This is a genomic window from uncultured Sulfitobacter sp. (assembly GCF_947497275.1).
Taxonomy (GTDB): domain Bacteria; phylum Pseudomonadota; class Alphaproteobacteria; order Rhodobacterales; family Rhodobacteraceae; genus Sulfitobacter.
Genome location: NZ_CANMFS010000003.1, coordinates 418099 through 444070, shown reverse-complemented (window position 1 = coordinate 444070; position 25972 = coordinate 418099). Strand labels below are relative to the sequence as shown.

Genomic DNA, 25972 nt, shown 5'->3' with positions numbered 1-25972 from the left:
GCACACGCCCGCGCCGATCACGGCTTGGGATTTCATACTCTTGCGCTTATCCTCGTTATACGTTGCGTAGCCGGGGGGAGCAGGAGTATCATCAAAGGGATGAACCATACATCCAGAAAAACGGCCCTGGATGCGATCGGGCGGATCCCTGACCAATGCGATCATGCCTTCTGCGTCTGCATGTGTCTCCGGCCGCCGATGAGACGCAGCGTGTCCCGATCAGCCAATGTGTATTCATGGGTTTCACAGAGGCAGGGTATCTGCTATGTTAGCGCTAACTGATCGGCAGTAACGCCAAGTAAATGGATGGAACGCCAAATGACGCTGAACCAAACACTCCGCGATGTGACTGACCGTATCATCGAACGCAGCCAGACACCGCGGTCGCAATATCTCGACCGCATGAAAGCGGCTCGAGACAGAGGGCCGTCGCGCGGCCACCTGTCTTGTAGCGGACAGGCGCATGCTTTCGCGGCCGCCGGCCCGGACCAGCAGACACTGGCGCAGGGGCAGGCCGCCAACCTCGGTATCGTCACCGCGTACAACGACATGTTGTCGGCGCACCAGCCGTTCGAAAGGTATCCCGCGCTGATCCGAGACGCCGTGCGCGCGGATGGCAACACCGCGCAGGTGGCAGGGGGGGTGCCCGCGATGTGCGATGGCGTGACCCAGGGCGAAGCGGGCATGGAGCTGAGTCTGTTTTCGCGCGACGTGATTGCAATGGCCGCAGGCGTGGCGCTGAGCCACAACACCTTTGATGCGGCCGTGTTTCTGGGTGTGTGCGACAAGATCGTCCCCGGCCTCGTGATCGGCGCGCAGGTGTTCGGTCATCTGCCGGCGGTTTTCATTCCCGCAGGTCCGATGACGAGCGGCCTTGAGAACGACGAAAAAGCCAAGGTGCGGCAGCAATTCGCAGCCGGCGAAGTCGGCCGCGACGCATTGATGGCGGCTGAAATGGCGGCCTATCACAGCCCCGGAACCTGTACATTCTACGGCACCGCGAACACCAACCAGATGCTGATGGAGTTCATGGGCCTGCACCTGCCCGGCACCAGTTTCATCAATCCGGGCAACGAATTGCGCGATGCGGTCACGGTGCAAAGCGCGCGACAGGCGTTGTCCCTGAGCGATCTGGGAGAAAACTATACGCCGGTGTGCGAGGTCCTGACGGAAAAGGCCTTTGTCAACGGGATGGTCGGTTTGATGGCAACCGGCGGCTCCACCAACCTGCTGATCCATCTGGTCGCGATGGCGCGGGCCGGAGGAATCGTGCTCGACTGGCAGGATTTCTCCGACATCTCCGATCTGGTGCCGCTGATGGCGCGGGTGTATCCGAACGGGCTTGCGGATGTGAACCATTTCCACGCGGCGGGCGGTCTGGGATATCTGATCGGTCAGCTTCTTGAGGCGGGATTGCTTCATCCCGACACCAGGACCGTCGCGGACGGGGGGCTTGAGAAGTACACGCATGAGCCATTCCTCGAGGCGGGCGGCGTCGCATGGCGTGCGGGTCCCGAGGAAAGCCTGAACCCCGCGATCTTGCGCCCTGCGTCAGACCCTTTTCAAAAGACGGGCGGGCTCAAGCGGCTGGAAGGCACATTGGGCAACGGGGTGATGAAGGTTTCCGCAGTCGCGCCGGAGCACCATGTCGTCGAGGCACCGGTGCGCGTGTTCCACGATCAGGAAGCGGCGAAAGCGGCGTTCAAGGCGGGCGAGTTGACGCAGGACGTAATCGTCGTAGTGCGTTTTCAGGGGCCGAAAGCGAACGGCATGCCCGAACTGCACAGCCTCACGCCGATGCTGGGGATCCTTCAGGGGAGGGGCCTCAAGGTCGCTCTTGTCACCGACGGCCGCATGTCGGGCGCGTCCGGCAAGGTGCCTGCGGCGATCCATGTATGCCCCGAAGCATTGGACGGCGGCGCCATCGCCAAACTGCGCGACGGCGATATGCTACGCGTGGATGCGGTCAGGGGAACGCTCGACATTCTGACGGACGGTGTGCTTGACCGCGATGCCGTCACCGCCGATCTTGGCGATAATCATTTCGGAACGGGCCGCGAACTTTTCGCACCGTTCCGCACTGCTGTCGGTGCCGCAGAAAGCGGTGCCAGCGTTTTCTGGAGTTGACCCGATGACCGATACGCACGCTCACATCCGCCAGCTGGCCGAGATCGCGCCGATCATTCCGGTGCTTGTGGTTGATAACCTGGCACATGCCGAACCGCTTGCACGGGCGCTGGTCGCGGGTGGTCTGCCGGTTCTGGAAGTGACCCTGCGCACCGCCTGCGCGCTTGACGTGATCAGCGCGATGAGCCGTGTCGAGGGCGCCTATGTCGGCGCGGGTACCTTGGTCACGCCGGACGATGTGACCGCTGCGGTGGCTGCCGGTGCGACGTTCGGCGTCTCTCCCGGTGCGCCTGACGATCTGCTCGATGCCTGCGCTGGGGCGAAGCTGCCGTTTTTGCCGGGAGCTGCGACCGCGACGGAGGCGATGCGACTGAACGCGAAGGGATATGACATCCTCAAGTTCTTTCCCGCCGAAGGGGCGGGGGGCATCACTACTCTCAAAGGTCTCGGAGGCCCATTGCCCGGCATTTCGTTTTGTCCCACGGGCGGCGTCAGCCCGCAAAACGCGCAGGCGTATCTTTCTTTGCCCAACGTCGTGTGCGCGGGCGGCAGCTGGATCGCGCCCGCCGATCTGGTCACAGCGCAAAAATGGGACGAGATCGAAGCCCGCGCCCGCGCCGCGTCCAAGCTGCGCGCCTAGGCGCGCGCAAGTTCGGTCAGCACATCAAAGGCGACGTCGATGTCGGCCTGCGTACAGTCGAACTGACCGATCTGGAACCGGATGACCACCGCGCCGGCCACCCTCGATTGGGTGACATAGATGCGCCCGTCGTTGTTCAACCGCTCCACAAAGCCAAGCTGTGCCGCGTCATCCTGCCCCGTCAACCGGAAGGTGAACAACGACAGGACCGGCGCCGTCACGATCTCGAACGCGTCCAGCGCGCCAAGCCGTGCAGCAAGATTTTCGGCCCAGTTCACATGGTTGCGGATGCGCCCGCGCAGGCCCTCCATCCCGTAGGAGCGAATGAGAAACCACAGCTTGAGCGCCCGAAAGCGACGACCCAGCGGGATCGACCATTCGGAATAGTCGATGATGTCCTGTGCGCCGGGCGTCAGCAGGTAATCTGCCCGCATCGCCAGCGTTTTGACCAGCGCCTCAGGGTCTCGGATGAAATGCGCAGAGCAATCGAACTGCGCGCCCAGCCATTTGTGCGGATTGAACACAACGCTGTCCGCGCCCTCGACGCCGGCCCACAGGCTGCGGTATTCAGAACAGATCATGGCCGCCCCCGCCCAAGCGGCATCGACGTGCAGATACAGATCTTCGGCCCGGGCGACCGCGACAGTGGCTGCGATGTCGTCACACGCGCCGGTGCCGGTGCCGCCGGTGCAAGCGACGATGCCCGCGGGAATGAACCCCGCCGCCCGGTCCGCCTTGATCGCATCGGCCAGGGCGGCGGGGTCCATCCCACGTAACGGTCCTTGTGTCGGGACGCGGACCAGATTTTCGCGTCCGATACCGGCCACCCATACCGCGCGATCCACCGAGGAATGTACTTCTGCGGACGCATAGATGCGCAAACGTCCCTGCGCGCCCAGGCCTTGCTCGTTGACTCTCCAGCCTGTCGCGCGTTCGCGCATGACCAGCACCGCCGCGAGCGTGGCCGATGACGCGCTGTCTTGGATGACGCCATGAAAATCGTCGGGCAGTCCGATCCCCTGCCGAAGCCAGTCGAGCATCCGCGTTTCCATTTCGGTGGCCGCCGGAGAGGTCTGCCACAGCATGCATTGCGCCGCCAGCGTGGTCACGAGGAACTCCGCCAGCATCGAGGGCGGAGCCGCATTGGCGGGAAAGTAGGCGAAGAAGCGGGGGTGCTGCCAGTGAGTGATGCCGGGCATCACGATCCGCTCGAAATCGCCGAAGATCTGCTGCATTTCTTCGGGCAACTCCGGCGGCGTTTCGGGCAACTGCGCCGCGACGTCACCGGGGCGGACCTGCGCACGTACGGGCCGCGCGCGCAAACCCTGGTGATAATCCCGGCCCCAGTCGGCAATCTGGCGGCCCCAATGTGCGAAATCGTCCCAGTTCATCGTGTCCCCTTACACTCAGGTTTCATGCACCACCGCCGCGCCATCGGCTTTCCGTCAACTCTTGTTATCCTCGACGTACATCTGGCGCACCGCGCCGCGATACTTTTCCGTCAATTCGGGGTCAACCTCGCTTCCGTCCACCAAAAAGGGCAGAATCCCCCGCCGCGCCGATACCCCGCGCATCGCACGGATGTCGGTATCCGACCGCGTCACGCGCTGTGACATCCTGCGGCCCCAACTTGCGAGCATCCCATACAGCCTTTCGATCTCCGTCTCATGTCCCGCGGCCTTCGCCAGATCGTGAAACTCGTCGGGATCTTTGGCCAGATCGAACAGCATCGGCCGAAACCCGCCTTCGGCGTGCGTCAGCTTGTAACGCCCGTCAAACACCATGAACAGTCGCGCATCGCGCGGCTCCAGCCCCAGTTTCGTACATTGCGGCGAAGCGGAATAATCGTACTCGGAAACGACGAATTTACGCCAGTCAGGGGTTTGACCGTTCAGCCAAGGCAACAGCGAGCGCCCCTCGATGATGTGATCGGGCACCGTGCCGCCTGCCGCCTCGACGAATGTCGCAGCCAGATCGATGCTTTCGACCAACGCATCGCAAGTCGTACCGCGCGTGGCATCCGCCGCCGCGCGGGGGTCATATATTATCATCGGCACCTTTACGGAGGGCTCGTGAAACAGATCCTTTTCGCCCAGCCAATGATCACCCAGATAATCTCCGTGATCCGATGTCAGGACGATCATGGTGTCCTCCATTCGGCCTGTCGCCTCCAGATGATCCAGAAGGCGCCCCAGTTGATCATCGCACTGTTTGATCAGCCCCATGTAGGCCGGGATCACCTTGGCGCGCACCGCGTCTTTCTGAAACGCCTGCGCGATCTTGTTGCTTTGATAGGCGCCGTAGACGGGGTGGGGGTTCTCCCTTTCGATATCGGCACGGCGCGCGGGCGGCACATGCGCGGGCCCGTACATGTCGTGGTAGGGGGCGGGCACGATATACGGCCAGTGCGGTTTGATATAGCTGACGTGGGCGCACCACGGTTCCTGCGCCCGATCAATGAACTCGATCGTCCGGCTGGTCAGCCAGGGCGTCTCGCTGTCTTCCTCGCGGATGTTGGCGGGTTTGTCGGCGTTGCGGAACATCCAGCCGGAGGCGATCTGCGCATCGCTCACCCCGGCGTTGGCATAGTCCGCCCAAGGATTTTCGCCGTCGTACCCCTTTGATTTGAGGTATTCGTTATAAGGCGAGCGTTTTTCGTCGTAATACCCGTCCGGTCCGTATCCCCACAGACCGTCGTCGCGCGCCCAAACATCGAAACCGCATTCCGCCTGCCGCGCGCCGATCGTGCTGTCGGGGGACAGGCCCAGCCGCGCCATGCCTTCGGCGTCAGCCTTCATATGGGTCTTGCCGATCAGCCAGCAGCCCATGCCCAGCTTGCGCAGATGGTCGCCCAGCGTCTGCTCGCCGACCCGCAAGGGAAAACCGTTCCATTGCGCGCCGTGGCTGGAGGCATAGCGACCGGTGTAGAAACACATCCGGCTGGCACCGCAAATCGGGGACTGGACGTAGGCGTTGGTGAACCGGACGCCGCGCGCCGCAACGCGGTCGAAATGCGGCGTCTCAAGGTACGGATGGCCCGCGCAGCCGAGGTAGTCAAAGCGCAACTGGTCATACATGATGAAGAGGATATTCATGGATCAGACGCTCCTGCGGTGACGATTCTGCCCGGTGTCCCGCGCATCATAGAGGCTTCAGCATCCGCGCACGACCGCCGCCGCCGGGCGCAGGACCCTGGGACAGCGCCGCCGTTGCATCATTGCCGCAATCCGGCGCCATATCGGCTTATGCGCCGGTCTTTGCGTGGTAAGAATCGTCGATTACGCGTAGCACACAGATCGCTGGGGGGCGGATTGAACGGGAACTACCAATGTTTCGACATATCGCTGCCGCCGTGCTCGCATCCATCTTGATTGTCACGACGGGCGGCCCATCGTCCGCCGAGGGCCGGACAAAGCTCGGCTACGGTCGCCTGATGACCAACGACTATTTCGGGGACAACAAGGACCGCTGGCGCACCGGTTCCTGGACATCTTCGCGGATCTGGGGATCAGGCTGGTCCGGCGGCCTGCCGGCAAAGTTCGGCGATCTGATCGAAGTGCGCCTGTCCTCGCAGATCATCGCACCCGACAACATCAACCGCCCCGCCGCCGGAGACCGACCCTACGCCGGTGTGCTGTCTCTTGGCGCGCACACGCATTTCTCGTGGAAGGGGCTTGATACCTCGCTTGGCGCGGATCTGGTTGCGACCGGGTCAGGCACCGGCCTTGGAAATCTCCAGCGGCAGGTGCACAAGCTGGTCGGCGCGCGCCGGCCGTCATCGTCATTGCTGGATGACCAGATCTCCGGTGGCATTCATCCGACATTGGTAAGTGAGGTGTCGCGACCTCTCCCGGTTGCGGCCAATGTCACGCTGCGGCCATTCCTCGAAGGGCGTGCGGGTGCGGAGACATTGCTGCGGGCCGGTCTTGACCTGACCATTGGCCGGATCGGGCAAGAGGAACTGTTGGTGCGCGAAAACGTCACCGGTCAACGCTACCGCGTTGTGCAGGATGAAGGCATACGCGGATTTTCCTTCGTTGTCGGGGGCGATATCGCCCATGTCGCCGACAGCATATATCTCCCGGAAGAGCGGGGCTACACCCTGACGCCCAACCGCGACCGCTTGCGCGCGGGCGTGCATTGGCAAGGCCGGTCGGCCTCCGCATTCTACGGGCTGACCTATCTGGGCGAAGAGTTCGAGGCGCAGACCGAAGGGCAACTCACCGGGTCGATCCGGATCAACTTCAGCTTTTGAACAAGCGGCACCGCGTCGAAAGTTGTTGATTCTGCAACAATCGCGGACGACGTCCCATTAACTCTTTCCCCGAAGAATCGAGTTTGCTAGCCTGCTCTCAATAAAAAAAGAACTGAGGCAGGCGAATTCGATATGAGAACGGGCTTTCGTGGTTCGTTCGTCATCTCTTGGTCGCAAACAGAAATTGATGGTCTGGACGCTGCACCCGTGCAGTCGTTGAGCGTAGGTGCCGCATGGGCATGGCGTGGGGACGCCGTGCGTGTCGACGGACCGTCAGATGTGTTGCGGCTGGACAAGGCGGACGGGGCAGAAGAATTGCGCAAACGCGCGGCGCGCATGGTTCACCGGTTGGTGGGCGCGGCACTGGAGCGCGATGCGCCGGTGCGCGACTGTAGCACCCAAGACGACAGTTCGCCCCTGATGGACAACAGCTTTGTCGTCACCGACGGTGGCAAGAGCTATAGCGTGACGTTGATCGAGGTGGGGCGCGGCAGCCAGCCGTTGCTGATGTTCCTCAACGAGATGCCGCCGCGCAACTGCGATCTGTGGATCGTGCATCACACATTGGGCACCAGCGCCCCGAACGAGCAGAGCAATCCGCAGCAGCAGGGCGGGGTGATCTGCTTCACGCCCGGGACGCGCATCCGTACCGGTACTGGCGAACGCATGATCGAGGATCTCTGTGAAGGCGATCTGGTCCAGACCAAGGACAATGGGCTGCAGCCGCTGCGCTGGATCGGGCAACGCCGGATGACCGGCGCCCGACTGTTCGCGATGCCCAAGCTGCGCCCGATCCGCATTTCGGACGGCGCGCTGGGGTTTGACCGGCCCGACGGCGATCTGCTTGTTTCCCCCGAGCACCGGCTTCTGGTGAGCGGGGCGCAGGCGCAAAGCCTGTTCAACACGACCGAAGTTCTGGTGACGGCGCGCGATCTGGTCAATGGATCGTCGATCACCATAGACACCCGCGTGCGCGAAGTGACCTATATCCACGTGCTGCTGGACCAGCACCAGATCCTGACTGCCAACGGGATCGAGACCGAGAGCTTCCATCCGGCGTCCGCAGCCCTTGCGACGCTGGATGCCAAGGACCGCGAGCGTCTGCTGCGTGAATTGCCCGGTCTGGAATACGACCCGCATACATACGGCAGCTTTGCGCGCCGTACGTTGTCGGCCTCCGAGGCGGCGATCCTGAACTACGCCGCCTGAGATCAGCTGTCGCGGCGGCCTTCGATCAGCGCCGTGATGATGGATTTGGCGCTGTCGCCGGCCCAGTCGGCATCGCCGCGCAGCCGCGCGATCTCGCGGCCCTGCGGATCAATCAGCACGGTGATCGGCAGGCCGAATATCCCCATCTGGCTTGCAAGGGCCTGCTTGGGGTCCTGATGGCGGGGCAGGTTGTTGATACCAACATCCTTGAAAAACTTGACGATCCCTTCGGGCGAATTGCGCCCGGTCGCGATGGTCAGGACTTCGAAATCGTCCCCGCCCAGCTCGGCCTGAAGCTCGGCAAGATGCGGCATCTCCTTGCGGCAGGGCGCACACCAAGTTGCCCAGAAGTTCACCAGAACGTACTTGCCCGCGTAGTCCTCAAGCGTTGCCTTTCCCGCGCCATCGGCAAGATCGAACGCCGCCGCCGATGTGGCCTTGGGTGCCTCATGGACCGCCAGCTTTTTCATGTCACCCGCGATCAGCGGCAGAATGGTTTCCGCATCATTGGCGAGCACAGGGTTTGCACCCATTGTCAGGGCCGTATAAACGGCAGCTAGCAGGTATTTCTTCATGGGTCCCTCCGGGGGATAGGCATATGACAAACAAGACTTCCAACAAGATGTGGGGCGGCCGTTTTGCCGCCGGTCCCGACGCGATCATGGAGGCAATTAATGCCTCGATCGGTTTCGACAAGCGGTTGGCGTCCCAGGACATTGCAGGCTCGCGCGCCCATGCGGCAATGCTTGCCGCACAGGGTATCATCGAGACTAACGATGCCGAGGTCATACGGGAAGGGCTGCTCACGGTCTTGTCAGAGATCGAAGCCGGGTCTTTCGAATTTTCCGCAGCCCTCGAAGACATCCACATGAATGTTGAGGCGCGCCTGAAAGAAGTCGTCGGAGAGTCTGCCGGCCGCCTGCACACCGCGCGGTCGCGCAACGATCAGGTCGCGACGGATTTCAAACTCTGGGTGCGCGATCAACTTGACGCAGCCGATGGCGCGCTGGAGGCGCTGATCCGCGCGCTGCTGGCGCAGGCCGAGGTGGGAGCGGATTGGGTCATGCCCGGATTTACCCACCTCCAGACGGCGCAGCCGGTGACATGGGGCCATCACATGATGGCCTATGTCGAAATGTTCGGCCGTGACCTGTCGCGCATGCGCGACGCCCGCGCGCGCATGAACGAAAGCCCGCTGGGCGCTGCGGCACTTGCCGGTACGTCGTTTCCGATCGACCGCGAGATGACGGCGCAGGCTCTGGGCTTTGGCCGGCCCGCCGCCAACAGCCTCGACGCGGTCAGCGACCGGGATTTCGCGCTGGAATTTCTGGGCGCCGCTTCGATCTGCGCCATGCACCTGAGCCGCTTTGCCGAGGAGCTGGTGATCTGGTCTTCCGCGCAATTTCGCTTTGTGACACTGTCTGACCGCTTTTCGACCGGTTCCAGCATCATGCCACAGAAGAAAAACCCCGATGCGGCGGAGCTGATCCGCGCCAAGGTCGGGCGCATCTTCGGTGCCAATGTCGCGCTGATGATGGTGATGAAGGGGCTGCCGCTGGCCTATTCCAAAGACATGCAAGAGGACAAGGAGCAGGTATTCGACGCCGCCGACAACCTGATGCTGGCCCTGGCCGCGATGGACGGCATGGTCCGTGACATGACGGCCAACCGTACGCAACTGGCCGCCGCTGCCGGATCCGGCTTTTCCACCGCGACGGACCTTGCCGACTGGCTGGTGCGGGTATTGGGTCTGCCGTTCCGCGACGCGCACCACATCACCGGATCATTGGTCGCCCTTGCGGAGAAGAAAGGGTGCGACCTGCCGGATCTGACGCTGGAGGAGATGCAATCCGCCCATGCGGACATCACCGACGATGTATTTTCCGTCCTTGGGGTAGAAAATTCGGTAAACTCGCGCATGTCGTACGGCGGCACCGCGCCCGCACAGGTCCGCGCGCAGATCGCCCGCTGGAAGGAGAAACTTGGATGATGCGACCGCTCTGCATCCTTGCCGTACTGGCAAATCTGTCGGCCTGCGGCATTGACGGCGAACCCGAGCAACCGGCGGGAGGTGTCAGCGTGTCGCTCGACAGCGCGGATCAGGAGCTTGGCGACTCCATCGGGCTGGACAGTGATTCTGTTGCATCCGGAGAAGGGTTTTGAGAGCGCTCGTCCTATGCGTTTGTGTTGCGTTGGCCGCCTGCGGACGGCCCGACGCCCAACGTGACCCGCAAACCCATCCGCGCCAGCAACCGTCAGTCACCACACCCGGCGTGCAGGTGTCCGGATACGCTAATGTCGGCGTCATCAAAAGGTATTGAGCCATGTCTTTTCTTCGCATGGTGTATCTTGCGCTGGCCGTCTGGGGCACTGTGCATCCGATGTATTATTTCGTGAGCTGGTTTCGGCAGAACAGCTGGGACATCATGGCGATGGTCGATGCCTGGCACGCCAACGCGGCAGCCAGCGGTCTGGTCTGGGATCTGACCATCGCGGCTGTCACGCTGACCGTCTGGATCATCGCCGAGGTCGCCGTCCGGCGCAACTGGAGCGCACTCATCGCTATTCCCGCGACGGTCTGCATCGGCGTCAGCTGCGGCCTGCCGCTCTACCTGTTTCTGCGCTCCGCGCCCGTCCGGTGATGCCGGACCGAATTCAAAGGCCAAGATAAAGCATGGATCACTTTCTGTACCGCGACGGCGCTCTGTATGCCGAGGACGTCGCCATCTCCGAGATCGCGGCAACCGTCGGCACGCCCTTTTACGTCTACTCCACCGCGACGCTGCTGCGCCACTTCCGCGCCTTCGACGAGGCGCTTGCGGGCATGGATCATCTGGTCTGCTACGCGATGAAGGCTAATTCGAACCAAGCGGTTTTGCGCACACTGGCGCAGGCGGGGGCGGGGATGGATGTCGTATCGCAAGGCGAATACCTGCGGGCCAAGGCCGCGGGCGTTCCGGGCGACCGCATTGTCTTTTCAGGTGTCGGGAAAACGGCGGAGGAAATCCGCGTGGCGCTGACCGGCGGCATCCGGCAGTTCAATGTCGAAAGCGAGCCGGAAATGGACGTGCTCAACGCGGTGGCGCTTGAGCTGGGCACCGTCGCGCCGATCACCGTGCGCGTCAATCCTGATGTCGACGCCAAGACCCACGCCAAGATCGCCACCGGCAAATCAGAGAACAAGTTCGGCATCCCCATCGCCCGCGCCCGCGAGGTCTATGCGTTGGCGGCGAAGATGCCCGGCATCAAGGTCATCGGCATCGATGTGCACATCGGATCGCAGCTCATTGATCTTGCCCCGTTCGAACTGGCGTATCAGAAGGTCGCGGAGCTGACGCAAACATTGCGCGCTGACGGGCACGAAATAACCCGCCTCGATCTGGGCGGCGGCTTGGGCATTCCCTACGAGACGGGCAATCAGGCCCCGCCGCTGCCCTCGGATTACGGTGCGATGGTTGAACGGACGCTGGGCTATCTGGGCTGCGAGATCGAGATCGAGCCGGGGCGCCTGATCGCGGGCAACGCAGGTCTGATGGTGACGCAGGTGATCTACGTCAAATCCGGCGAGGGGCGCGATTTTCTGATCCTCGACGGGGCGATGAACGATCTGATCCGACCTGCGATGTACGAGGCCCATCACGATATCGTCGCAGTGAACGAACCCGCACCGGGCGTGGAAAAGCACATTTACGACATTGTCGGGCCTGTCTGCGAATCGGGCGATACCTTTGCGAAACAGCGTGCGATGCCGCCGTTGGAGGCGGGCGATCTGGTCGCGTTTCGCAGTGCGGGCGCTTATGGCGCAGTGATGGCGAGCGAATATAATTCGCGGGCACTTATCCCCGAAGTTCTGGTGCATGGCGATCAATTTGCGGTTATCCGCGCACGGCCCTCCTTTGACGAAATGATAAATCGCGATACCATCCCTGAATGGCTCTAGGCGCGTGTCGCGCACGGGGGCGCGCTGAACGAGGCTGATATGACCCAATTCACCCCCGACGACCTGCACCGCACATTGGACAAGCTGCGCTGGCCGCTGCGTCTGACGCGTGCAGGCATGTGGGCGGAAACAATCGTGCGCTGCCTTTGGCCGCTGATGACTGTCGTGCTGCTGGCGCTTGCCGCAGCGATGATGGGCCTGCACGAGATCCTGCCGCTTGAGGCGCTTTGGGGTGTGGTCGGGCTGACCGTCGCCGCATCGCTCTGGTCAATTGTCTATGCCGCGCGCCGCTGGAACGCGCCGACACGGGGCGCCGCGATGGAGCGGTTGGACCGGAGCCTCAAAGGGCGTCCGCTCACGGCCCTTCTGGATGATCAGGCCATCGGAGGCACCGATACCGCGTCGGCGGCGGTATGGCGCGCGCATCAGCGGCGCATGGCGGATCGCGCCGCGACTGCCCGCGCGGTCCCCGGCGATCTGCGCGTGTCGGCCCGCGATCCCTATGCCCTGCGCTACGTTGCGGTGCTCATATTCGGCATGGCGCTGATGTTCGGATCGATCCTGCGGGTCGGGACAGTGGCAGACATGGCAAGTGGCGGCACGGGGCCCCTTGCCAGCGGTCCGGTCTGGGAAGGCTGGGCGGAACCGCCACGTTATACCGGCAAGCCGACGCTGTACCTCAATGACCTGCGCGCCGGGGCGCTGGACCTGCCCGAAGGGACGCTGATTACATTACGCCTCTATGGCGAGGTCGGCGCGCTTGAAGTAAGCGAGACTGTGTCGGGTCAGACTGTCAATGAAGAGCTGGAAGTCCCGCAGATGGCATTCGATTTTCCGGTGATACAGGATGGGTCCCTGCGCATCGATGGCCCGAACGGACGCGCGTGGGATGTGACCGTGCGTGCGGACGCGGCACCCCAGATCATTGTTTTGGGCGCGCCGGAAGTGTCCGCCTTGGGTGAGATGCGGCTGCCGTTCGCGGCCAAGGACGATTACGGCGTCGAAGCGGGAGAGGCGCGGTTTGCGCTTGAACTCGCGTCGGTAGACCGCCGCTATGGCCTGTCCGCTGCCCCGGATCCGCGCCCCGAAATTGTCGTGCCGTTGCCGATGCCCATTGCTGGCGACCGCACCGCTTTCGAGGAAAACCTGATCGACGATTTCTCTCAACATCCTTGGGCAAACCTGCCCGTGACCGTGGCGATGACCGCGCTCGACGCGGCAGAGCAGCAAGCGCACACCGAACCGATGCAGATGATACTGCCCGGGCGTCGGTTCTTCGATCCCATGGCGGCAGCCGTGATCGAGATGCGGCGTGACCTGCTGTGGAGCTTGGGGAACACGCGTCGGTCGGCGCAGGTGCTGCGCGCCATCAGCTATGTGCCGCAGGATGCGTTCCGCTCCGAGACGACGGCGCTGCGTCTGCGCGGCATCATCAGAAGCCTCGAAACATTCGCGCGTTTCGGCATGAACGAAGAGAACCGCAGCGCGCTCGCACAGGAGATGTGGGATCTGGCGATCGAGCTTGAAGAAGGCGATCTCGACGATGCCCGCGAGCGGATGCGCCGGGCGCAGGAACGCCTGAACGAGGCGATGAAAAATGGCGCGTCGGACGAGGAAATCGCGGAACTGATGCAGGAACTGCGGCGCGCGACGGAAGAGTATATGCAGCAGTTGCAGCGCGAACAGGCCCAACGTCAGGAAGAAGGGCAGGACGGCCAGCAGCAACAGGGCGAGTCCATGCAAATGACACAGGACGATCTTCAGCGCATGATGGACCGCATTCAGGAATTGATGGAGCAGGGCCGCATGGCCGAAGCCGAAGAGGCGCTGCGCCAGTTGCAGGAAATGATGGAGAACATGCAGGTCACACAGGGCCAGCAGGGTCAAGGTGGCCAATCTCCGGGTGAGCAGGCGATGGAAGGCTTGGCCGAAACGCTGCGCGATCAACAGGGGCTGAGTGATCAGGCGTTCCGCGATCTGCAAGAACAATTCAATCCCGGCGCGCGTGCGGGCGAAAATCAGGACAATGAGGGCCGCAACGGCGGGCAGGGACGTGGGCAGAGCCACGAGGGCCAGCAGGGCCAGGAGGGCGAAGGCGAAGGCCAGGACGGTCAGCAGCAGGGTCAGAGCGGTGGGGGAGAACAGCAGCCCGGTGAAGGTCAGAGCCAAGAGCAATCGCTCGCAGATCGCCAGCAGGCGCTGCGCGATGAATTGAGCCGCCAGGAAGGGCGCATGCCCGGCCAGGGCACCTCCGAGGGCGACGCGGCGCGCGACGCGCTGGATCGCGCCGGTCGCGCGATGGATGAGGCCGAACAGAACCTGCGCGACGGTGCTCTTCCGGAGGCGCTCGACAATCAGTCACAAGCGATGGAAGCGCTGCGCGAAGGGATGAGATCACTTGGTGACGCGATGGCGCAGGAGCAGCAGAACCAACAGCCCGGTCAGGGCACGCAAGACAGCGACCGCCGCGCGGAAAACCGCGATCCGCTGGGCCGGAGCCAAGGCAGCAACGGCGCGACGGGCAGCGACAATGACGCGGATCTCGACGGCGATGTCTACGGCCGCGCGCGCGAACTGCTTGATGAGATCCGCCGCCGCTCCGGCGAGGCCACCCGCCCGGAGGTCGAGCGTGATTATCTCAACCGGTTGCTGGACAGGTTCTGATCAGCCGCCGCTTTCGCGTGCGGTCGAATCGAGTGACTGGAGAATGCCCCGAACCTGGTCATCGAGCCAGAGGCGCATCTGGTCGACAAACGCGACATAGCCCTGCATGGGGCCTTCGAGTGCCGGCACCTGCGCGCCGATCCGCGGCGCGGCGATATAGAACACGGCAAGCACCAGAACGATCAGCAGAACGGTGACGAAGCCGGTTCTGAATCCGCGTTTCTTGCGCTGATGCGTGGGCGCTTCGATGTCGGCTTCGTATTCCGCCGTGGATCCTGATCTGCCGGAACTGGCGCGCAAGGTCGAATTGATTTCCTCGATATCCGGCAGAAGATCGCGGCGCGAATTCAGCGCGGCGGCATTCGAGGCACTGTCGCCGACGCGGTCCGATGGCGCTTCGACATCTTCGCCGCGCATTCGTGCCATGCGTTCGCGGGCCTCGCGCGCGCGCCGTTCTGTATCATCTTCGCGCGGACGCTCCTGCAGATCCAGCCCCAGATCGGGCTGGCTCTCCAGGCCGGTCTGCTGCGCCTGACGCCGCGCTTCCTGCTCGGCCTCTGCCTCCTGGCGCAGGATGTCGGCAACCGCCGGGTCCAACTGCTTGCGCTCCCGCTCCGGTGCGGGTGAGGGCGGTGGCGGCGGAGGGGCAACTTCCTCGTCCGGTGCCGGCACACTCTGGGCGGTGTCCTCGGACGGCATGTGATCGGGATGATGCTGAAACCAGGTCTGGCCGCAGTTGGAACATTGCACGTCGCGTCCGGTTTCGGGCATCACATCGTCCGGCACTTCGTATTGCGCGTCGCAATTCGGACAGATCAGCCGCATTTTGTGTCCTGCCACATCGGTAGTGTCCTATAAGCATTCATTAATGCATAGCATAGGGTTTCATGGCGGGCGCGAAAAGTGCAATCTGGCCGCGCTGCATGTGACGGATGCATTGAAACCCAAGCGATGCTCAGGCACAACAGGCCAACTAAGAGGGTTTGGCAGTGATCGAGCTGGAAAATGTGGCCTACAGCTATGGCGGGGGAGAGCTGTTGTCCGATATCACCCTCAAACTTGCGCCAGGTTCGTTCCATTTCCTGACCGGCCCGTCGGGCGCCGGCAAGACGACACTGATGAAACTGTGCTACGGAGCCCTGCTGCCGACCGCAGGACAAGTACGCCTGTTCGAAGCGGACGTGCGCAGCCTGACCCGCGACGACGTTGCAATGGTGCGCCGACGGGTCGGCGTCGTTCATCAGGACTGTCAGTTTCTCGACCACCTTCCTGTGCGTGAAAACGTGGCGCTGCCACTGCATGTATCGGGCCGCAGTCAGGAAGCGGAAGGCGAGGACCTGAATGACCTCTTGCATTGGGTCGGTCTGACGGAACGCGCCCATGCGCTGCCGCCCGAGCTTTCGGGCGGGGAGCGGCAACGCGCGGCACTGGCACGCGCCGTGATCATGTCACCCGACGTCGTGCTGGCGGACGAGCCGACCGGCAACGTGGATTGGGAGATGTCACAGCGTCTGTTGCGGTTGCTGATCGAACTGAACCGGATGGGCAAGACCGTCCTTGTCGCCACCCATGATCTCAGTCTGATCCGCGCGACCAAATCGCATGTCCAGGCGCGGGTTCTGCGCATCGCAAACCGCCGGATCCAGCTTGCGGGAGCAGACCTTTGATCCGGTGGCCGCGGTTCCTGAAGGGACTTCTGGTGTCCGATGCGCAGGCGGATCGTGTCGTGCCGCCATCGGGGTACACCGCTCGGCTTACGGTCTTCGCGGCGGGCGCAATGGCATTCCTTGCGGTCTTCGCACTGGCTCTTTCGCTGGCGTCCGGCCGACTGGCCGTGCGCTGGGGGGACGAGCTTGGCCGGTCCGCCACCATCCGCATCGCCGCGCCCGCAGATCAGCAGCAGGCGCAAACGGAGGCGGCGCTGCGCATCCTCGAGACGACGCGCGGTGTGCAAACGGCGCGCGCGCTCACCACGGACGAACAGGCCGATCTTCTTGCGCCGTGGTTCGGCGCGGATTTGCCGCTCGACGCGCTGCCGGTGCCGCAGCTGATCGAAGTGATCGAGACGTCCGAGGGGATGGACCCGGCCGGCCTGCGCCTGCGCCTTGCGGCGGAAGTGCCCGGCGCGGTGCTCGATGACCACAGCCGCTGGCGTGCGCCTTTGGTCAAGGCCGCCTCGCGGCTCCGGTTGCTGGGCTGGACCGCCATCATCCTGATCGCAGCCGTCATGGCCGCGATGGTCACTCTGGCCGCGAACGCGGCGCTTGCGGCGAATGCGCAGGTGATCGCCGTGCTGCGCCTTGTCGGCGCGACCGACAGCTACATTGCACAGGCCTTCATCCGGCGATTCACTTTGCGTGCCCTGCTGGGGGCGTTTGCGGGCATGGCGCTGGGGATGGCTGCGGTGTCACTGATGCCGCGCGCCGGGGACGAGACTGCCAGTTTTCTGACAGGATTGGGTTTTCAGGGCTGGCACTGGCTGTTGCCGCTGGTTCTGCCGCCGCTGGCCGCTTTCGTGGCGTTTGTCGCCACCCGTCTGGCGGCCCGTCGCACGTTGGAGGAACTGTCTTGAACCTATTGCAATGGATCCGGTCGATCCTGTTTTCTGTGCAGGCGACCATCGCCATGCCGATCATCGGGCTCGCCTTCGCGCCCTGGGCCTTGCTGTCAAAGCGCGGCGCCTATACGGCGTGCCGGACCTATGCAGCCTACACGATGTGGAGTGCACGCTGGATGATCGGGCTGCGCTGCGAAGTGCGCGGCACACCACCCGAGGGCGCGGTGTTGGTCGCCGCAAAACATCAGTCGTTTCTCGATATCCTGATGATCTACCACGCGCTGCCGCTGCCGAAATTCATCTATAAAAAGCAACTGCGCTGGGCACCCGTCATCGGACAATACCTGCTCAAGATGCAGATGATCGCTGTGGATCGGGGCAAACGGGGCAAGGCGATTGCCAAGATGCTCAATGACGTGAAATCGGGTGCCTTGGAGCCGGGGCAGCTTGTCATCTATCCGCAGGGCACACGCGTCCGGCCCGGGCTCAAGGCGGATTTCAAGGCGGGGACCGGCATCCTCTACGAGCAGCTGGGCCAGCCATGCGTTCCGGTCGCGACGAACGCCGGTGTCTTCTGGCCGCGCCGTGGACTTTACCGGCGTCCGGGCGTTGCCGTGGTCAGCTTTCTCGAACCGATCGCTCCGGGGAAATCCCGCAAGGCGTTCATGCAAGAGCTTGAGGACAGGATCGAGGAAAACTCGGCGGCACTTTTGATGGAAAGCGGATTTGGCAAAGCCTATGCGACGGATTGAGAGCATCGCGGCACTGGAGGCGCTGTATGGCACACCCGGCGCGGCTTCGTTGGGGAAGGTGGCGCAATCGCTTACGCCGCTCTACCGCAAGTGGATCATGGCGTCGCGGCTATGTCTCGTCAGCACGGTGGGGCCGGAGGGCACGGACGGCAGCCCGCGCGGGGACGACGGCCCCGTTGTGCAGGAACTGGACCCCTCGCATCTTGCCTTGCCCGACTGGCGCGGCAATCAACGCCTCGACACGCTGCGCAATATAGTGGTGGACGGGCGTATTTCGCTAATGTTCATGGTGCCAGGGTCAAACACGGTCGTTCGGGTGAACGGGACCGCTTTCGTGACCGACGACGCCGAGCTGCGCGCAGGTTTCGAAAAGAAAGGCCGCACGCCGGCGACTGTCATTGTGATCGAAATCGCGGAAATCTATACCCAATGCGCCCGTGCGTTGATGCGGGCACAGACGTGGACAGGCGCGGATCAAAGCGCGGGCTTACCCACGGCAGGCGATATCCTGGCAGAGGTCACGCGGGGCGATCTAGGCGGCGCGCAGTACGATGCCGAGTGGGGCGCCCGCGCGGCCAAGACGATGTGGTAAGCGGGAAGCTGAAGTGAAAAAGGCGAAAGGTCCGAAGAGCCTTTCGCCTTTGCCGTGCGGGCGGTCGCGCCGCCGCTACATGTGAATCGGCCCGTCACCACAGGCGAGAGCGGCTTCGCGCACGGCCTCGGAGTAGGTCGGATGCGCATGCGACGTCATCGCGATGTCCTGCGCGGATGCGCCGAATTCCATTGCGACACAAATTTCGTGGATCAGGTCGCCCGCTGACGGGCCGATGATATGGCACCCCAGAATGCGGTCTGTCTTCTTGTCCGCGAGGATCTTGACGAAACCGTCACCGGCGAAATTTGCCTTGGCGCGTGCGTTGCCCATGAAGCTGAACTTGCCGACCTTGTAATCCCGCCCCTCTTCCTTGAGCGTTTCCTCTGTCGCACCGACATTGGCGACTTCGGGGTGGGTGTAGATCACGCCGGGGATGAGGTTGTAGTCGATGTGCGCGTGTTGGCCCGCAATCTGTTCGGCCACGGCCATGCCTTCGTCTTCGGCCTTATGGGCCAGCATCGGGCCTTCGATGGCGTCACCGATGGCGTAGACGCCTTTTACCGAGGTGTTCCAGGTGTCGTCGACCTGTATCTGGCCGCGATCGGTCAGTGCCATGTCGAGCTTGTCGAGGCCCAAGCCGTCGAAGTAGGGTTTGCGCCCCGTCGCCACCAGAACGACGTCGGCGTCCAGCACGTGTTCGCTGTCGTCCTTGCGCAGTTTGTAGTGAACCTTGGCCTTCGATTTGGTCGCTTCCGTTTTCTGAACGGCAGCGCCGAGGATGAACTCAAGACCTTGCTTTTTGAGCATCTTCTGGAAGGTGCGGCTGACTTCGGCGTCCATTCCGGGGGTGATATGGTCAAGGTACTCGACCACCGTCACCTCGGAGCCGAGACGTTTGTAGACCGATCCGAGTTCCAGCCCGATTACGCCCGCTCCGATCACAACCATCTTCTTGGGCACCTTGCCGAGCTCAAGCGCGCCGGTGGAGGTGACGATCACCTTTTCATCGACATCCACACCCGGCAGTCCGGACGGCTCTGACCCTGTGGCGATGATGATGTGCTTGGCCTCGTGGACCTCATCGCCCACCTTGACCTTGCCTGCTTCGGGGATACTGCCCCAGCCCTTCAGCCAGTCTACCTTGTTCTTTTTGAACAGAAATTCGATACCCTTGGTGTTGGTGTCAACGGTCGACTGCTTGTACTTGAGCATCTGCGGCCAATCGACGGAGGGAGATTTTCCCTTGAGCCCCATCTCGGCGAAATTATGCTCTGCTTCGTGGAGCATGTGCGACGCGTGCAGCAAGGCCTTGGAGGGGATGCAGCCGATGTTGAGGCAGGTGCCGCCCAGAGTTTCACGCCCTTCGACACAGGCGGTTTTCAGGCCCAGTTGCGCGCAGCGGATGGCGGCGACGTAGCCGCCGGGGCCGGATCCGATAATGATGACATCATAGCTCGACATGGGGGTCTCCTTGGCGGTGGTTGCGTGTCACAAGGTGTACACTGGTCGTACACAGCCCGTGCACCGGATCAGTGTTCGGATCTGTCATAACAGGGCTGCCAGCAGCATCAACAAGGTTGCGCCGAATCCCACCATCCAGATCAGCGAGCGCCACGGACGCCAACCAAACGCATAGGCCGGGACATAGGCGATGCGCGCGATCAGATAGATCCACGCGCAGGCGGCGGTGAAGCCGGTGTTCTGGCCCGACATCTGGATCACTCCGACGGCGATGCCGAACAGGATGAGCCCCTCGAAATGGTTGTCGAACGCGCGGCCCAACCGGCCAGCGCGGTCCGACAGGGCGTTGCTGGGATCACGGTCGCGCGCGGACATCGTATAGCCCGGTCCGAGCTGTCGGTTCGCCGGGACGGCGTAGAGCGCGAATTGCACGTATTGCAGGATCGCGGCGAGTGTCAGAGCGGTAAGTTCGGCGGTCATGGCAGCTCCGGATACGGCGGCGGGGGTCAGGCGGTCTTGACGAAATGGTAGCTGGCGGACGTCACGGTGGCGCCGTCGTCGCTGCGCAGCGCGTTGGAGCGGTCGATCCATTTTTCCGCCCGGTCCCGATCGTTGACGGAAAGAAGCACGAAGGCGTGGGCCGTATTGTCCGCCTCCTGCCAGATCTGGAGGACGCCAAGGCCGGCGTCGCGTCGGGCCTCGTCGTCGGCGTCGAACGCGGTCTTCCATGCATCGAAGGCGGTGACTTCAAGGTGGCAAATCATCTGCATTCTGCTTCCTCCGGTTTTCTGGTCCCTAGTAGGCCGCGATATAAAGCGCGGCCGTCGCGAAAAAGCCCGCAGCCCAGGCAATCGAGCGTACACCCTTGATGCCGAAGACATAGGACGGCAGATAGATTACGCGTCCGATGATGAAGATAAGCGCCAACGTTTGCGTCAGGCCCGTTGATTTGTCACCGGTCAGGATGATCAGCAGAACGGCGGGTGCAAACAGGGTCAGGGCGACGATGGAATTATGCAGCGCGCGGTCGAGCCGTGCGGCCATTCCGGTGACTTCGCGTTGTTCGTCACGGCTGCCCATCAGGTAGCCGACGCCGAGCTGGCTCATCTTTGCGGTCGCTTGCAACAGCAATGTCACCATGACCAAAAGGCCGTAGCCTACGAGTGCGTCGAGTTCAGACATCGAATATCCTTTCAGGAAACGAGGGCGGAAATTGCTCCGCCCTCTCAGATAGCCCGTCTGGCCTACAGATCCATCAGCAGGCGACGCGGATCCTCCAGCGCCTCCTTAACGCGCACGAGGAAGGTGACCGCGCCCTTGCCGTCGACGATGCGGTGATCATAGCTGAGTGCCAGATACATCATCGGACGAATGACGACTTCACCATTGATCGCCATGGGGCGGTCCTGGATCTTGTGCATACCGAGGATGCCCGATTGCGGCGGGTTCAGGATGGGCGAGGACAACAGCGAGCCGTAGACGCCGCCGTTGGAGATTGTGAAGGTGCCGCCCTGCATTTCGGCCATCGACAGCTTGCCGTCACGGGCGCGTGCGCCTTTTTCGGCGATCGCCTTTTCGATGCCCGCAAAGCTCATCGCGTGGGCGTCGCGGATCACCGGCACGACAAGGCCGCTCGGCGTGCCGGCGGCGATGCCCATGTGCACGAAGTTCTTGTAGACGACATCGGTGCCGTCGATTTCCGCGTTCACTTCGGGCACTTCATGAAGCGCATGCACGCAGGCCTTGGTGAAGAAGGACATGAAGCCAAGTTTGATGCCGTGCTTCTTGAGGAACAGGTCCTTGTACTCTGTGCGCAGCGCCATCACCTCGGTCATGTCGACCTCGTTGTAGGTGGTGAGCATCGCGGCGGTGTTCTGGCTTTCCTTCAGGCGGCGCGCGATGGTCTGGCGCAGGCGCGTCATCTTGACCCGCTCTTCGCGGCTGGCGTCGTCCGAAGAGACGGGCGCGCGGGGTGCGGATGCCGCTGGCGTACTTGCTGCCGCTGATTTGCCCATTTCGAGCGCCTTGGCGACGTCTTCCTTCATCACGCGGCCATCGCGGCCGGTGCCTGTCACGTCGTCGCGGCTCAGGCCCGCTTCGGCCATTGCCTTTTTCGCCGACGGCGCATCCTCGACGTCCTTGCCGGTGTTTTCGGACGTCTTGGCGGCGGGGGCGGGCGCCTGTTCCTCTGCGGTCGCCGAGGCCTGTGCGCCATCGCCCGATGAAATCACGGCAAGCTTGCCGGAGGCTTCGACTGTGCTGCCTTCCTCGGCGAGGATTTCCGTCAGCGTGCCGGCGGCGGGGCTTGGCACCTCGACGGACACCTTGTCGGTTTCCAACTCGCAGAGCATTTCGTCCTGCGCGACGGTGTCGCCGACCTTCTTGAACCAAGTGCTTACCGTGGCCTCGGAGACGCTTTCGCCCAATGTGGGGACCATCACATCGACGCTCTCGCCACCGGAGCCGCCGGATGTTTCTTCAGGCTCTTCGACGGCATCGCGGGGCGCCTGGCCCTCGGCCTTGGCGTCTTCCGCCGCTTCCTTGGCCTTTGGCGCGGCATCGGTGCCGCTGTCGCCTTCGGCGACCGTGGCCAAAAGCGCGTCGACGCCGACGGTCTCGCCTTCGGCGGCAACGATCTCTTCAAGTTTGCCAGCCACCGGGCTGGGGACTTCGACGGTCACTTTGTCGGTTTCCAGCTCGCAGAGCATTTCATCGACGGCAACCGTATCGCCGGGTTGTTTGAACCATGTGGCCACGGTGGCTTCGGTGACGGATTCGCCCAAAGTGGGCACGCGGACTTCGCTACTCATGGTCTCAGGATCCTTTGGTTGTCAGCGCATCTTCGACGAGCGCTGCTTGTTGTGCTTTGTGCTGCGAGGCCAGACCCGTGGCGGGGGAGGCAGCCGTGGCGCGCCCTGCATAGTCGGGCCGCTTGTGTTTGGCCCCGATGCGGCCCAGTACCCATTCGATGTTGGGCTCGATGAAGGTCCAGGCACCCTGGTTCTTGGGCTCTTCCTGACACCAGACCATCTCGGCGTTCTTGAACCGCTCCAGCTCTTGTACGGCGGATTGTGCGGGGAAGGGATAGAACTGCTCGAACCGCAGAATGTAGACGTCGTCGATGCCGCGGCTGTCGCGCTCTTCGAGCAGGTCGTAATAAACCTTGCCCGAACACATCACGACGCGCTTGATCTTGTCGTCGGCCACAAGCGTGGTCTCGGAATTGCCCTGTTGGGCATCGTCCCACAGCACGCGGTGAAAGGATGAACCGGTGGTGAATTCCTCGGTCTTGCTGACGGCCAGCTTGTGGCGCAGCAGCGATTTGGGGGTCATCAGCATCAGCGGTTTGCGGTAGCTGCGGTGCAACTGGCGGCGCAGGATGTGGAAGTAGTTCGCCGGGGTGGTGCAGTTCGCCACGATCCAGTTGTCGCCGCCGCACATGGTCAGGAACCGCTCGAGCCGGGCGGAGGAATGTTCCGGTCCCTGTCCCTCGTAGCCGTGCGGCAGCAGGCAAACGAGGCCCGACATGCGCAGCCATTTGCTTTCGCCGGAGGAGATGAACTGGTCGAACATGATCTGCGCGCCGTTGGCGAAATCGCCGAATTGCGCTTCCCACAGCGTGAGCGCGTTCGGCTCCGCCAGCGAATAGCCGTATTCGAACCCCAGCACCGCGTATTCCGACAGCATCGAATCGATGACCTCGTAATCGGCCTGGCCGGGACGGACGTGGTTGAGCGGGTAGTAGCGTTCTTCGGTTTCCTGGTTGATCAGGGCCGAGTGACGCTGCGAGAAGGTGCCGCGCGCGCTGTCCTGACCGGACAGGCGGACCTTGTAGCCTTCGGTAAGTAGCGACCCGAAGGCCAGAGACTCGGCGGTGGCCCAGTCAAACCCCTCGCCGCTGTCGAACATCTGGCGCTTGGCTTCGAGCAGGCGGCCCACGGTCTTGTGCAGCGGATAGCCATCGGGCGCGGTCGAGATCGCCTTGCCGACTTCTTTCATCGTGTCGCGCGAAATCGCCGTCTCGCCGCGCTGGTAGTTTTCCTCGCTCTTGTCGAGATGGGACCACTTGCCGTCGAGCCAGTCGGCCTTGTTCGGGCGGTATTCCTTACCGGCCTCGAATTCCTCGTTCATCTTGGCCTGGAATTCGGCCTTCATGTCCTCGACTTCGCCTTCGGGGATCAGGCCATCTTTGACCAGACGGTCGGTATAGAGTGTCAGCGTGGTCTTCTGTTTCTTGATCTTCTTGTACATGATCGGATTGGTGAACATGGGCTCGTCGCCCTCGTTGTGGCCAAACCGGCGGTAGCAGATCAGGTCGATCACCACGTCCTTGTGGAACTTCTGGCGGAATTCCGTAGCGACCTTGGCGGCGTGTACCACAGCTTCGGGATCGTCGCCGTTGACGTGGAAGATCGGCGCCTCGACCACCAGCGCATTGTCAGTGGGGTAGGGCGATGAGCGCGAGAAATGCGGCGCCGTGGTAAAGCCGATCTGGTTGTTCACCACGATGTGCATGGTGCCGCCGGTGCGGTGACCGCGCAGGCCCGACAGGGCGAAACATTCCGCCACCACGCCCTGACCGGCAAAGGCCGCATCGCCGTGCAGCAGGATCGGCATCACCGCGGTGCGGTTTTTGTCGTTCAGCTGGTCCTGCTTGGCGCGGACCTTGCCCAGCACCACCGGATTGACAGCTTCGAGGTGCGAAGGGTTGGCGGTGAGCGACAAGTGCACGGTGTTGCCGTCGAACTCGCGGTCCGATGACGCGCCGAGGTGGTATTTCACGTCGCCCGATCCATCTACGTCCTCGGGCTTGAAGCTGCCGCCTTGAAATTCGTTGAAGATCGCGCGGTAGGGCTTGAGCATCACGTTGGCCAGCACAGACAACCGGCCCCGGTGCGGCATTCCGATCACGACGTCGCGTACGCCAAGGCTGCCGCCGCGCTTGATCACCTGCTCCATCGCGGGGATCAGGCTTTCGCCGCCGTCGAGGCCGAAGCGTTTGGTGCCCATGTATTTCACATGCAGGAACTTCTCAAAGCCTTCCGCCTCGACCAGTTTGTTCAGGATCGCCTTGCGGCCCTCACGGGTGAACTGGATTTCCTTGCCGTAGCCCTCGATCCGCTCCTTGAGCCAACCGGACTCTTCGGGGTTCGAGATGTGCATGTATTGCAGCGCGAAGGTACCGCAGTAGGTCGCCTTGAGGATGTCCGTGATCTCGCGCATCGTCGCGATCTGCAGGCCCAGAACATTGTCGATGAAAATCGGCCGGTCCAGATCGGCCTCGTCGAAGCCGTAGGATTTCGGATCAAGCTCGTCGTGGGTCTGCATTTCGCGCATGCCCAGCGGATCGAGATCCGCCGCCAGATGTCCCCGGAAGCGGTAGGCGCGGATCAGCATCAGCGCGCGGATCGAATCGAGCACGGCACGCTGGATCTGGTCGTCGGTGATTTCGACGCCCTGCGCCTTTGCCTTGTCGGCGATCTTGCCGCCTGCGGCCTTGGCTTCGGCGGGCCACTCGCCCGTCAGCGCCGCCGTCAGATCGTCGCCCGGAACGGGGGGCCAGTCGCCGCGCGCCCAGCTTGGACCGGAGGCCTCGGCCTTGACGGCTTTCTCCTCGTCACCTAGCGCCTTGAAGAACGCCTGCCAGCTTTCATCCACGGCGGTCGGGTCGTTGGCGTAGCGGGCGTACATCTGTTCCAGATACTCGGCGTTGTGGCCTTGCATGAAGGAGGACGCATGGAACTGCTCGTTGGCGGGATGGTCGGTCATGGG

Annotated in this window: 23 protein-coding genes; 13 read left to right on the top strand and 10 right to left on the bottom strand. The window is 62.9% G+C overall.

What is annotated here, in order from left to right; translation table 11 throughout:
• Nucleotides 1-318: 318 nt before the first annotated feature.
• A complete protein-coding gene (gene edd / locus Q1A06_RS08935; protein ID WP_299561805.1) occupies nucleotides 319-2127 on the top strand; it encodes a phosphogluconate dehydratase in 1809 nt (602 codons plus the stop codon).
• 4 nt (nucleotides 2128-2131) lie between these two features.
• A complete protein-coding gene (gene eda, locus Q1A06_RS08930) occupies nucleotides 2132-2767 on the top strand; it encodes a bifunctional 4-hydroxy-2-oxoglutarate aldolase/2-dehydro-3-deoxy-phosphogluconate aldolase (RefSeq protein WP_299561802.1) in 636 nt (211 codons plus the stop codon).
• Here the strand turns inward: eda and Q1A06_RS08925 are convergent.
• Together Q1A06_RS08925 and Q1A06_RS08920 are read right to left on the bottom strand one after the other, a co-directional pair.
• Nucleotides 2764-4158 (bottom strand): pyridoxal-dependent decarboxylase, encoded by a 1395-nt coding sequence (locus Q1A06_RS08925; RefSeq protein ID WP_299561799.1) that lies wholly within the window; start codon nucleotides 4156-4158, stop codon nucleotides 2764-2766. The two genes, eda and Q1A06_RS08925, sit on opposite strands and share 4 nt — an antisense overlap.
• 54 nt (nucleotides 4159-4212) lie before the next feature.
• A complete protein-coding gene (locus tag Q1A06_RS08920) occupies nucleotides 4213-5862 on the bottom strand; it encodes a sulfatase-like hydrolase/transferase (RefSeq protein ID WP_299561796.1) in 1650 nt (549 codons plus the stop codon).
• A gap of 233 nt (nucleotides 5863-6095) precedes the next feature.
• On the opposite strand from Q1A06_RS08920, the gene Q1A06_RS08915 reads away from it, so the two are divergent.
• Together Q1A06_RS08915 and Q1A06_RS08910 are read left to right on the top strand one after the other, a co-directional pair.
• The gene (locus Q1A06_RS08915; RefSeq protein WP_299561793.1) at nucleotides 6096-7022 is read left to right on the top strand and encodes a lipid A-modifier LpxR family protein; all 927 of its coding nucleotides are present in this window, start codon (nucleotides 6096-6098) and stop codon (nucleotides 7020-7022) included.
• A gap of 132 nt (nucleotides 7023-7154) precedes the next feature.
• Nucleotides 7155-8231, top strand: coding sequence for a Hint domain-containing protein (locus Q1A06_RS08910; RefSeq protein ID WP_299561790.1), 1077 nt, complete (start codon nucleotides 7155-7157; stop codon nucleotides 8229-8231).
• A 2-nt stretch (nucleotides 8232-8233) separates the two neighbouring features.
• On the opposite strand, the gene Q1A06_RS08905 is transcribed toward Q1A06_RS08910, so the two are convergent.
• Nucleotides 8234-8806, bottom strand: a complete 573-nt coding sequence (locus Q1A06_RS08905; protein WP_299561787.1) for a TlpA disulfide reductase family protein — start codon at nucleotides 8804-8806, stop codon at nucleotides 8234-8236.
• 23 nt (nucleotides 8807-8829) lie between these two features.
• On the opposite strand from Q1A06_RS08905, the gene argH reads away from it, so the two are divergent.
• The 5 genes from argH to Q1A06_RS08880 all read left to right on the top strand — a co-directional run bounded on the left by argH (nucleotide 8830) and on the right by Q1A06_RS08880 (nucleotide 14835).
• Entirely contained in the window at nucleotides 8830-10221 is a 1392-nt protein-coding gene (gene argH / locus Q1A06_RS08900) for an argininosuccinate lyase (RefSeq protein ID WP_299561785.1), read from the top strand.
• The gene (locus Q1A06_RS08895) at nucleotides 10218-10394 is read left to right on the top strand and encodes a hypothetical protein (protein ID WP_299561782.1); all 177 of its coding nucleotides are present in this window, start codon (nucleotides 10218-10220) and stop codon (nucleotides 10392-10394) included. The genes argH and Q1A06_RS08895 overlap by 4 nt, the downstream gene beginning before the upstream one ends.
• A 161-nt stretch (nucleotides 10395-10555) precedes the next feature.
• A complete protein-coding gene (locus Q1A06_RS08890; protein WP_299561779.1) occupies nucleotides 10556-10873 on the top strand; it encodes a DUF2834 domain-containing protein in 318 nt (105 codons plus the stop codon).
• A gap of 32 nt (nucleotides 10874-10905) precedes the next feature.
• A complete protein-coding gene (gene lysA / locus Q1A06_RS08885; RefSeq protein ID WP_299561776.1) occupies nucleotides 10906-12171 on the top strand; it encodes a diaminopimelate decarboxylase in 1266 nt (421 codons plus the stop codon).
• Nucleotides 12172-12210: 39 nt separating this feature from the next.
• Complete coding sequence (locus tag Q1A06_RS08880; protein WP_299561773.1) at nucleotides 12211-14835, top strand: TIGR02302 family protein; 2625 nt, start codon at nucleotides 12211-12213, stop codon at nucleotides 14833-14835.
• Here the strand turns inward: Q1A06_RS08880 and Q1A06_RS08875 are convergent, their stop codons facing one another.
• Nucleotides 14836-15675, bottom strand: coding sequence for a zinc-ribbon domain-containing protein (locus tag Q1A06_RS08875; protein ID WP_366523511.1), 840 nt, complete (start codon nucleotides 15673-15675; stop codon nucleotides 14836-14838).
• A gap of 149 nt (nucleotides 15676-15824) precedes the next feature.
• Here Q1A06_RS08875 and Q1A06_RS08870 point away from each other — a divergent pair, with 149 nt between their 5' ends.
• The 4 genes from Q1A06_RS08870 to Q1A06_RS08855 are packed head-to-tail and all read left to right on the top strand — an operon-like array spanning nucleotide 15825 to nucleotide 18736.
• Nucleotides 15825-16502 carry an ATP-binding cassette domain-containing protein gene (locus tag Q1A06_RS08870; RefSeq protein ID WP_299561771.1) on the top strand — a complete coding sequence of 226 codons (678 nt, stop codon included), beginning with the start codon at nucleotides 15825-15827 and terminating at the stop codon, nucleotides 16500-16502.
• Complete coding sequence (locus Q1A06_RS08865; RefSeq protein WP_299561768.1) at nucleotides 16499-17407, top strand: FtsX-like permease family protein; 909 nt, start codon at nucleotides 16499-16501, stop codon at nucleotides 17405-17407. Before Q1A06_RS08870 ends, Q1A06_RS08865 begins: the two co-directional genes overlap by 4 nt.
• Nucleotides 17408-17460: 53 nt before the next feature.
• Entirely contained in the window at nucleotides 17461-18144 is a 684-nt protein-coding gene (locus Q1A06_RS08860) for a lysophospholipid acyltransferase family protein (protein ID WP_299562075.1), read from the top strand.
• Entirely contained in the window at nucleotides 18131-18736 is a 606-nt protein-coding gene (locus Q1A06_RS08855) for a pyridoxamine 5'-phosphate oxidase family protein (RefSeq protein ID WP_299561765.1), read from the top strand. Before Q1A06_RS08860 ends, Q1A06_RS08855 begins: the two co-directional genes overlap by 14 nt.
• Nucleotides 18737-18811: 75 nt before the next feature.
• Here the strand turns inward: Q1A06_RS08855 and lpdA are convergent, their stop codons facing one another.
• The 6 genes from lpdA to Q1A06_RS08825 all read right to left on the bottom strand — a co-directional run bounded on the left by lpdA (nucleotide 18812) and on the right by Q1A06_RS08825 (nucleotide 25969).
• On the bottom strand, nucleotides 18812-20200 hold the full coding sequence (gene lpdA / locus Q1A06_RS08850; protein WP_299561762.1) for a dihydrolipoyl dehydrogenase: 1389 nt from the start codon (nucleotides 20198-20200) through the stop codon (nucleotides 18812-18814).
• Nucleotides 20201-20284: 84 nt separating this feature from the next.
• Nucleotides 20285-20680, bottom strand: coding sequence for an MAPEG family protein (locus Q1A06_RS08845; RefSeq protein ID WP_299561759.1), 396 nt, complete (start codon nucleotides 20678-20680; stop codon nucleotides 20285-20287).
• A gap of 26 nt (nucleotides 20681-20706) precedes the next feature.
• Nucleotides 20707-20970 carry a hypothetical protein gene (locus tag Q1A06_RS08840; protein ID WP_299561756.1) on the bottom strand — a complete coding sequence of 88 codons (264 nt, stop codon included), beginning with the start codon at nucleotides 20968-20970 and terminating at the stop codon, nucleotides 20707-20709.
• 25 nt (nucleotides 20971-20995) lie between these two features.
• Nucleotides 20996-21382, bottom strand: coding sequence for an MAPEG family protein (locus tag Q1A06_RS08835; protein WP_299561753.1), 387 nt, complete (start codon nucleotides 21380-21382; stop codon nucleotides 20996-20998).
• A 62-nt stretch (nucleotides 21383-21444) separates the two neighbouring features.
• Nucleotides 21445-23010, bottom strand: coding sequence for a 2-oxoglutarate dehydrogenase complex dihydrolipoyllysine-residue succinyltransferase (odhB, locus tag Q1A06_RS08830; RefSeq protein WP_299561750.1), 1566 nt, complete (start codon nucleotides 23008-23010; stop codon nucleotides 21445-21447).
• Between the two features lie 4 nt (nucleotides 23011-23014).
• A complete protein-coding gene (locus tag Q1A06_RS08825; RefSeq protein WP_299561747.1) occupies nucleotides 23015-25969 on the bottom strand; it encodes a 2-oxoglutarate dehydrogenase E1 component in 2955 nt (984 codons plus the stop codon).
• Between the last annotated feature and the right edge of the window lie 3 nt (nucleotides 25970-25972).

What these genes read in the sequence shown, in the direction of transcription:
- edd (WP_299561805.1), top strand. Translation starts at nt 319, where the DNA reads ATGACGCTGAACCAAACACTCCGCGATGTGACTGACCGTATCATCGAA.
- eda (WP_299561802.1), top strand. Translation starts at nt 2,132, where the DNA reads ATGACCGATACGCACGCTCACATCCGCCAGCTGGCCGAGATCGCGCCG.
- Q1A06_RS08925 (WP_299561799.1), bottom strand. Translation starts at nt 4,158, where the DNA reads ATGAACTGGGACGATTTCGCACATTGGGGCCGCCAGATTGCCGACTGG.
- Q1A06_RS08920 (WP_299561796.1), bottom strand. Translation starts at nt 5,862, where the DNA reads ATGAATATCCTCTTCATCATGTATGACCAGTTGCGCTTTGACTACCTC.
- Q1A06_RS08915 (WP_299561793.1), top strand. Translation starts at nt 6,096, where the DNA reads ATGTTTCGACATATCGCTGCCGCCGTGCTCGCATCCATCTTGATTGTC.
- Q1A06_RS08910 (WP_299561790.1), top strand. Translation starts at nt 7,155, where the DNA reads ATGAGAACGGGCTTTCGTGGTTCGTTCGTCATCTCTTGGTCGCAAACA.
- Q1A06_RS08905 (WP_299561787.1), bottom strand. Translation starts at nt 8,806, where the DNA reads ATGAAGAAATACCTGCTAGCTGCCGTTTATACGGCCCTGACAATGGGT.
- argH (WP_299561785.1), top strand. Translation starts at nt 8,830, where the DNA reads ATGACAAACAAGACTTCCAACAAGATGTGGGGCGGCCGTTTTGCCGCC.
- Q1A06_RS08895 (WP_299561782.1), top strand. Translation starts at nt 10,218, where the DNA reads ATGATGCGACCGCTCTGCATCCTTGCCGTACTGGCAAATCTGTCGGCC.
- Q1A06_RS08890 (WP_299561779.1), top strand. Translation starts at nt 10,556, where the DNA reads ATGTCTTTTCTTCGCATGGTGTATCTTGCGCTGGCCGTCTGGGGCACT.
- lysA (WP_299561776.1), top strand. Translation starts at nt 10,906, where the DNA reads ATGGATCACTTTCTGTACCGCGACGGCGCTCTGTATGCCGAGGACGTC.
- Q1A06_RS08880 (WP_299561773.1), top strand. Translation starts at nt 12,211, where the DNA reads ATGACCCAATTCACCCCCGACGACCTGCACCGCACATTGGACAAGCTG.
- Q1A06_RS08860 (WP_299562075.1), top strand. Translation starts at nt 17,461, where the DNA reads ATGCCGATCATCGGGCTCGCCTTCGCGCCCTGGGCCTTGCTGTCAAAG.
- Q1A06_RS08855 (WP_299561765.1), top strand. Translation starts at nt 18,131, where the DNA reads ATGCGACGGATTGAGAGCATCGCGGCACTGGAGGCGCTGTATGGCACA.
- lpdA (WP_299561762.1), bottom strand. Translation starts at nt 20,200, where the DNA reads ATGTCGAGCTATGATGTCATCATTATCGGATCCGGCCCCGGCGGCTAC.
- Q1A06_RS08845 (WP_299561759.1), bottom strand. Translation starts at nt 20,680, where the DNA reads ATGACCGCCGAACTTACCGCTCTGACACTCGCCGCGATCCTGCAATAC.
- Q1A06_RS08840 (WP_299561756.1), bottom strand. Translation starts at nt 20,970, where the DNA reads ATGCAGATGATTTGCCACCTTGAAGTCACCGCCTTCGATGCATGGAAG.
- Q1A06_RS08835 (WP_299561753.1), bottom strand. Translation starts at nt 21,382, where the DNA reads ATGTCTGAACTCGACGCACTCGTAGGCTACGGCCTTTTGGTCATGGTG.
- odhB (WP_299561750.1), bottom strand. Translation starts at nt 23,010, where the DNA reads ATGAGTAGCGAAGTCCGCGTGCCCACTTTGGGCGAATCCGTCACCGAA.
- Q1A06_RS08825 (WP_299561747.1), bottom strand. Translation starts at nt 25,969, where the DNA reads ATGACCGACCATCCCGCCAACGAGCAGTTCCATGCGTCCTCCTTCATG.